This window comes from Microbacterium testaceum (assembly GCF_001476285.1).
Lineage (GTDB): Bacteria > Actinomycetota > Actinomycetes > Actinomycetales > Microbacteriaceae > Microbacterium > Microbacterium testaceum_B.
Window position 1 is genome coordinate 1 of record NZ_LDRU01000139.1, and the last position, 7214, is coordinate 7214.

Consider the following 7214-nt stretch of genomic DNA (forward strand, 5'->3'; position numbering starts at 1 on the left):
GGCGTGTTCTGGACACTCGATGGGCGGGGCGACGACACCCCGCGGGGCGACGACCCGCGGGGCCACGCACTCAGTCATAACGCCCCTCCGCTCGCCACTCCCCCTCTTCGACCACGAGCAGCCACGCACCCCCGTCGGCGTCGACGACCTGGAACCGGTGCGCCCGGCGACGACGTAGAGGGTCCCATCCCCGTTCGCTAATGGGCCACGGTCCCGCCCACTCGAGGATGCGGCGGCGCTGCTCGCCCGTGACGAGCACGGCGGGTGGGGCACTCAACGCATCGCGTTCCCCCACCGTCACGGGTGCCCCGGCGATGTCGGTGACCTCCACCAGCCGCGGCTCGGGATAGACGGTCGCCGGCAGAGGATCCGGCAGACTGCCCGGCCAGGGGCGGGTGCGATCCTTGGCCGTCACCGCGCGATCGCCCCACGGGACCAGCACCTGGCGCTCCGCGAGCCACCGGCCCCCGCCGATCGTCGGCGTCACCACCCCGCGATGGCCGAGCATGGCCTGGACACGCGAGAGCGCGTGATGCACCCGTTCGTCGGGCCCGGCGCCGAAGAGCCCCTTGCTGTGGTGCGCGGCGTCGTCGACGGCCTCGGGTGCGATGTGCACTCCGGCGACCCCGCTGCCGAAGATGCCCTGACCGTCTTCGGCGAGCTGCCAGCGTACGCGGTCGACGACGGCCGCCGCGTCGAAAGACCCCGGATGCAGCCATACACGCTCGCTGCGCTCTCCCCGTTCTCCGGAGAGCACGACGCGCAGCTCGGTGCAGACGAGATTCTGGGCACCGAGGCGGGCGATGAACTCCTCGGCCGCCACGCGGACGCCGAAGGCGACCTGGTCGGCGAGATCGAGCGGGGGTTCGAACGCGACGTCGCGGTGGAGTTCGGGAGGAGGGATACGCGGTTCGACGGGTCGGGAGTCGCGCCCACCGGCCAGTGCATGAAGTCGGGCTCCACGCGGCCCGAACCTCTCGAGCACCCGCTCGACGGGCATCGCGGCGAAAGCGCCGAGGGTGTGGACTCCCAGTCGCGCGAGCAGACTCGCCATCTCGTCGTCGTCGAGGGCCGCCACCGACAGCGGAGCGAGGAAGGACGCGGCGTCGCCGGGAGGAACCACCCGCACGGGTTCATCGGAAGACGCCGCGCGGGCCGCATGGCCGGCGGTGAAGATCCCGTCAGCGACGCTCGCGCGCACCCCGAAGAAGCCGTCGGCGGTGAGGAGGTCGATGAGCGTGCGCGCCGCCTCGGCTTCGCCGCCGTAGTACCGCGCGGGGCCGCGGGCGCGCAGGGCGCAGAGCCCGGGCCGGACGACCTGAACCCCCGGAGCATGGTCCTCGATGCGTGCGACGACGGGACCGAAGACCCGCGCGTCACGGACCGGGTCGGCGGCGATCACCACCAAGGTAGGGCAGAGCGCCTGCGCGTCGCGTCGACGCTGCCCGCGCCGCACTCCGTGAGCACGGGCGACGGCCGAACAGGCGACGACGACGTTGTTCGCGAACACCGCCACGGGGGCGTCATCGCGCGGGGGCGACGATGCTTCGCGGGCGAACGCCGTGATCGGCCAGTCGGGAAACCACAGCACGAGGCTGCGCGTGGGCGCCTGCATCAGCCCACCGCCCGCACGGGAGATGTCTCGAGCGTGCGCGGGACGAGACGCTCGGTCGGAGCGCCGAGCATCTCGATCGTGCCGTCGGCCGCGGGCAGCAGCATGCGCGCCCGGCGGGCGTTCGGAGAGCGTCGGCTGCTCACCGACACCGTCAGCTCGCGACCGGCCAGGTATCCGCTCCCCTGCCCCAGTCCCGTCCAACGCGGGTCGGTCACATCGATGACGGCCTCCGCCTGCGGCCACGATCCCTGCACCAGCAGAACGGTCCCCCGGTCACGCAGACGCGCGGCCAACCGCGTGGCCTCGGCACCACCACGCGCCGCGTTCGAGCCCTGGGGAGGACGCACGGCGACGACGGGAAGCACCTCCGTGATCGTCGCGGTGACCGCCAACCAGCGCGGCCCGGGGTCGGGGATGAAAACGAGACGGTCGAGATCGAGCCCGTACTTCTCGGCGGCCTCCGCCCCCAGTTCGGGCATGCCGATGACTCCGCACCAGGCGCCGTCCTGCGACGGGCGCGCCATGAGGGCGAGCAGCAGCGACGAAGACCGGGCGATCGCATAGGCCGAGCCCGACCGCAGCCCCCCGCCGGGAAGGAGAGAGGTGAAAGCCGGGTGCGTCGGCAGCACGGGGGCGTCCATCCGCCGGCCCTGCATGCGCTCGAGACGGTCTCGCAGCGCGTGGATGTCAGGCACCGCCTGCACCTGGTCTCGCACGATCGCCCTCACTCCCACAGGTTAGAACATGTGTTCTACACTCTCAATCCCTGTGGTTCGAAGATACGATCTACCTCCGACATCGCCGTCGACGCGACGATCGTCGCCGCTCAGAGCAGCTCGGCCGTCCGTACGATCCGCGCGAACCCGCCCTGCTGGAGCACCAGAGCGGTGTCGGCCATCAACTCCGCCGCCGTACGACTGACCGTCCCGAGCCCCGCGACCTCGCCCGTCAGATCGAAGGTGCGCGTGGCATCCAGAGCGACGGTGACGCCGTACCCGAGGTTCCCGGCCATCCGCGCGGTCGTCTCGACGCACATGTTCGTCTGAATGCCGCAGATCACCAGATCCCGGATGCCGCGCTCGTCGAGCCATACCCGCAGGTCGGGGTCGCCGTAGAACGCCGAGTTCACGCTCTTGCTCACCAGCACGTCGGGCTCGACGGCGGCCACCGCCGGGACGAGGGCGTTCCCCGGCGTCGCGGGGTGCAACGGCGAGCCCTCCTTCGGGGAATCGTGGCGCACGATCACGATCGGCTCGCCCTCGCGGCCCCACCTCTCGATGAGGGCGGCGACGTTCGCCTCACAGTCGGGATTGGCCGTGGGGCCCCAGAACGCGAGGTCGTCGAAACCCCGTTGCATGTCGATGACGACCAGAGCACGTGTCATGGCCCCATTCCATCACCGAGCGCCGACACCGGGGCCGCGGGAGACGGACGATCACCGATGCACGAGCGCCATCACGCTGCGAGCGCGAGATACGGCTCCCACCGCGGGTCGCTCTTGTCGACACCGCGCACCGTCCACGACGACCCCCGCGGCGGGGCGGGGATCACCCGCAGCTCCCACGACATCTCCTGCGGCGTGCGGTCGCCCTTGACGTTGTTGCATCGCAGGCAGCAGGCCACGAGGTTCTCCCACGTGTCCTTCCCCCCGCGCGAACGCGGCAGGATGTGGTCGATGGTCGAGGCCGTCTTGCCGCAGTACCCGCACCGGTGGGCGTCGCGGCGGAGCACCCCGCGCCGGGTGACCGGCACCTGACGCGCACCCGGCACCCGGATATACCGCGTGAGGATGATCACGGCCGGGCGATCGTAGGTCCCTCCCGCCGCCCAGACCGGATCTTCGTCGACGCGCTCGACGACGGTGGCCTTCTCGTTCATCACGAGCACGAGCGCTCGTTTGAACGACACGACGGCGAGCGGTTCGTAGCCCGCGTTCAGCACCAGAGTACGCATGAGGTCTCCTCTCGAATGGCCGAGACGGCTTCTCGGATGTTCGACTCGCGACGAGAGGAAGGTGCGCAGGCGTATGAAAAAAGGCGCTGTCTAGACAGACAGCGCCCGAGGAGTCACGGTGAGACCGTGGCATCCGAACAGACGATGCCGAAGAACGAGCAGCCCGAGCGCATCCATGGTGCGGATGCGTGGCCTGGCGTTCATCGGCTTTTCCCTTCGGTTCTTCCCGACGTCGCTGACAGGCTAACCCACGACCGACACGCCCGGGTCCGTGAGATCGGGAAACAAGAAACGGCGTGTCGGAGAACAGGAGTCTCCGACACGCCGTGTCGAGGTCGAGCTGTCGAGCAGGAAGCGGTCAGCCCGCGTTCTGCTGCAACCAGGCGTAGGGGTCGACGACCTGGCCGTTGATGTGCACCTCGAAGTGCAGGTGGTTGGCGGTCGAGCTTCCGGTCGAACCGACGAGACCGATGAGCTGGCCCGCGGCGACGGTGTCGCCCGCCTGGACCTGACGACTGCCGTACGTCATGTGGCCGTAGGTGGTCGAGACCTTCTGACCGTTGATCACGTGCTCGATGACGATACCCACGCCGTAACCGCCGAAGCTCTCGGACGAGGTGCTCACCACGCCCGCGGCGGCGGCGAAGATCGGCTGTCCGCCCGGAGCGAGCAGGTCGACGCCCTGGTGATATCCGGAGTCCCACAGACCACGACCGAGCACGTAGCTCGTCAGCGGCCAGCGCACCTCGCCCGAACCGGGGGCGGTCATGTTGAGGTCGATGTTCGACAGAGACGCGCCGGCGCTGGCGGCCAGCTGACGCGCACGCTCCGCGGCGGCGGCAGCGGCGGCTTCCTGATCCTTCTTCTTCTGGATCTCGTCGGCGGTGGTCGCCGAGTAGCTGCTGCGATCGAGGGTCTCGCTGGCGACGTCCGAGGCGACGACCATCGACTGGTTGTCGGGAGCGGACATCTCGCCCAGGGTCACCGTGTTCGAGGGCGGCACCGTCGCCGCATAGGCCGGGATCGCGACCGTGGCGACCAGACCGGCCACCATCGACAGGATGACGGCGCTGCGCAGGGGCTTTCCGACGCGGCGGGCCGCGGGAAGCGAACGGGCGGGCGGCGCGGTCCGGGGAACCGGGGATGCCGCGGGAGCGGTGGGTCGAATGGTGCCACGCGAGGGTCGGGTAGCCGCTGCGCGCGCGCTCTTTCGGGTCAGCCCCGTCGAGGAGACCTCGGGTCGGTCGTCGACAGGATCGGTGTGTTCAGCCAAATTTCCTCCGGCGCCTCTGCGTCCGTGAAGACGCTGGCTCGTCAGCACTCGATATTGGGGGCACGATGTGCGGGCTTCACCCTCTGCGGACGACGAGCCGGGGAGGCAAACCGCGAGGGGTCCGACGGCGGGCTTCTCGCCTGTGGACCCTCAGAGGCTACCCGAAGATAACGAACAAGTCACGCAAAGGACATCGCGTACAGGAGATGCTCGGCCGAGCCGCGCCCGCGCGGCCGCACGACGACATCGTGGGACGTCATGCGACAAATCGGAGCTGCGGGAACGGCGTCAGGCCTCGTCAACGAGGAAGATGTGCGACGCCACCTCGACGGGGAGTTCGAGTCCCTCGTCGGCGCCCTCCATCTGCACGAGGACGTATCCCTCGTTGAACCGGTAATCGCCTCGCGCACCGGGCATGACCCCCGCCGCCTTGAGCTGCTGGAGCAGCTCGGGGTCGACCTGGGCGGGTTCCGCGAGGCGGCGCACCGTGCCGGTGATGGGCCCGCCCGCGTCGTTGAGCTTGCGGACCAGGCCGACGACGCCCTCTTCGAACGTCGAGCTGGCGACGTCGCCGAGCTGATCGAGACCGGGGATCGGGTTGCCGTAGGGCGATTCGGTGGGGTGTCCGAGAAGCTCGACGAGGCGGCGCTCGACCTGCTCGCTCATGACGTGCTCCCAGCGGCAGGCCTCGTCGTGCACGTAGGCCCAGTCGAGACCGATCACGTCGCTGAGCAGGCGCTCCGCCAAGCGGTGCTTGCGCATGACGTCGACGGCCTTCTGACGCCCGTCGCCGGTGAGCTCGAGGCGGCGATCCTCCGAGACGACCACGAGACCGTCGCGCTCCATACGACCGACGGTCTGCGAAACGGTGGGGCCGGAGTGCCCGAGACGCTCGGAGATGCGGGCCCGGAGGGGAACGATGTTCTCTTCCTCGAGTTCGAGGATCGTGCGCAGGTACATCTCGGTGGTGTCGATGAGATCGGTCATTCAGGAGTCCTCGGCGTCGCGCGGCTGGTAAGGACAGCCTACCGACCCCGTCCAACACAGACTCCGGATGCCGCAGCCCCGCGCCCTAGAATCGAGCCCATGCCGCACGTGGACCTCCCCACCGACCTCCTGCCCGCCGACGGCCGCTTCGGATGCGGCCCCTCGAAGGTGCGCGGAGCGCAGCTCGAGTCTCTCGTCACCCGTGGCGCGAGCATCCTGGGCACCTCGCACCGCCAAGCCCCCGTGAAGAACCTCGTCGCCAGCACGCGCGAGCGGCTCGCCGAGCTGTTCCGCCTGCCCGAGGGCTACGAGATCATCCTCGGCAACGGCGGATCGACCGCCTTCTGGGATGCCGCCGCCTTCGGCCTGATCGAGAACCGCAGCCAGAATCTGGTCTTCGGCGAGTTCGGCGGCAAGTTCGCCTCGGCCGCGGCCGCCCCGTGGCTGCAGGCCCCCGATGTGCGCAAGGCCGCACCGGGCACACGCACCGTCGCCGAGGCCGTCGAGGGCGTCGACGTGTACGCCTGGCCGCACAACGAGACCTCGACGGGTGTCGCCGCCCCCATCGAACGCGTCCACGGCGACGCCGGTGCGCTCACCGTGATCGACGCCACGAGCGCCGCGGGCGGCATCGACTTCGACGTGACCCAGGCGGACGTGTACTACTTCGCCCCGCAGAAGAACCTCGGCTCCGACGGCGGGCTCTGGTACGCCGCCGTGTCGCCGGCGGCGATCGAGCGCATCGAGAGCATCGCGGCATCCGGTCGCTACATCCCCGAGTTCCTGAACCTGAAGAACGCGCTCGACAACTCGCGGCTGCAGCAGACTCTCAACACCCCGGCACTCGCGACCCTCCTGCTCCTCGACGACCAGCTCGGCTGGATCCTCGACAACGGCGGCCTGGCATGGGCCGGCGCCCGCACCGCGGAGTCGTCGTCGGCACTCTACGAGTGGGCTGATGCCAGCGCCGTGGCGACGCCGTTCGTCACCGACCCGGCCGACCGCTCCCCCGTCGTCGTCACGATCGACTTCGACGAGAGCATCGACGCCGCCGCGATCGCCAAGAGCCTGCGTGCGAACGGGATCGTCGACACAGAGCCCTACCGCAAGCTCGGGCGTAACCAGCTGCGCGTCGCGACCTTCGTGTCGATCGAGCCCGACGACGTCCGCCGCCTCATCGGCGCGATCGACTACACGATCGAACGGCTGCCCGGCGCCTGATCGAACGACGAAGGCCGTCCCGCATACGCGCGGGACGGCCTTCGTCGTTCATGGGATCAGTAGCTGCGTTCGCGCTCGTCCTCGTCGTCGTCTTCTTCGTTTTCGTCTTCGTCGCCTTCCGAATCGTCCTCGGACTCCGGCTCGTCGTCACCCGGCGCCGCGCAA

7 protein-coding genes are annotated in these 7214 nt (G+C 69.7%); 1 reads left to right on the forward strand and 6 read right to left on the reverse strand.

Going from position 1 to position 7214, the window contains the following annotated elements; translation table 11 throughout:
- Positions 1–70 precede the first annotated feature (70 nt).
- From NS283_RS17880 to NS283_RS17905, 6 genes are all read right to left on the reverse strand, one after another.
- Positions 71–1615, reverse strand: a complete 1545-nt coding sequence (locus tag NS283_RS17880) for a DNA polymerase Y family protein (RefSeq protein WP_058598192.1) — start codon at positions 1613–1615, stop codon at positions 71–73.
- Positions 1615–2343: a hypothetical protein gene (locus NS283_RS17885; protein WP_241492284.1), complete on the reverse strand. Its 729-nt coding sequence runs from the start codon at positions 2341–2343 to the stop codon at positions 1615–1617. The genes NS283_RS17880 and NS283_RS17885 overlap by 1 nt, the downstream gene beginning before the upstream one ends.
- Before the next feature lie 98 nt (positions 2344–2441).
- The gene (locus tag NS283_RS17890) at positions 2442–2999 is read right to left on the reverse strand and encodes a cysteine hydrolase family protein (protein WP_058598193.1); all 558 of its coding nucleotides are present in this window, start codon (positions 2997–2999) and stop codon (positions 2442–2444) included.
- Positions 3000–3070: 71 nt separating this feature from the next.
- Positions 3071–3568, reverse strand: coding sequence for an HNH endonuclease (locus NS283_RS17895; RefSeq protein WP_058598194.1), 498 nt, complete (start codon positions 3566–3568; stop codon positions 3071–3073).
- 358 nt (positions 3569–3926) lie between these two features.
- Positions 3927–4841 carry a M23 family metallopeptidase gene (locus NS283_RS17900; RefSeq protein WP_241492285.1) on the reverse strand — a complete coding sequence of 305 codons (915 nt, stop codon included), beginning with the start codon at positions 4839–4841 and terminating at the stop codon, positions 3927–3929.
- 288 nt (positions 4842–5129) lie between these two features.
- Positions 5130–5828 carry a metal-dependent transcriptional regulator gene (locus NS283_RS17905; RefSeq protein ID WP_058598196.1) on the reverse strand — a complete coding sequence of 233 codons (699 nt, stop codon included), beginning with the start codon at positions 5826–5828 and terminating at the stop codon, positions 5130–5132.
- 99 nt (positions 5829–5927) lie between these two features.
- On the opposite strand from NS283_RS17905, the gene serC reads away from it, so the two are divergent.
- Positions 5928–7049, forward strand: coding sequence for a phosphoserine transaminase (serC, locus tag NS283_RS17910; RefSeq protein WP_058598197.1), 1122 nt, complete (start codon positions 5928–5930; stop codon positions 7047–7049).
- The last annotated feature ends 165 nt before the right edge of the window (positions 7050–7214 follow it).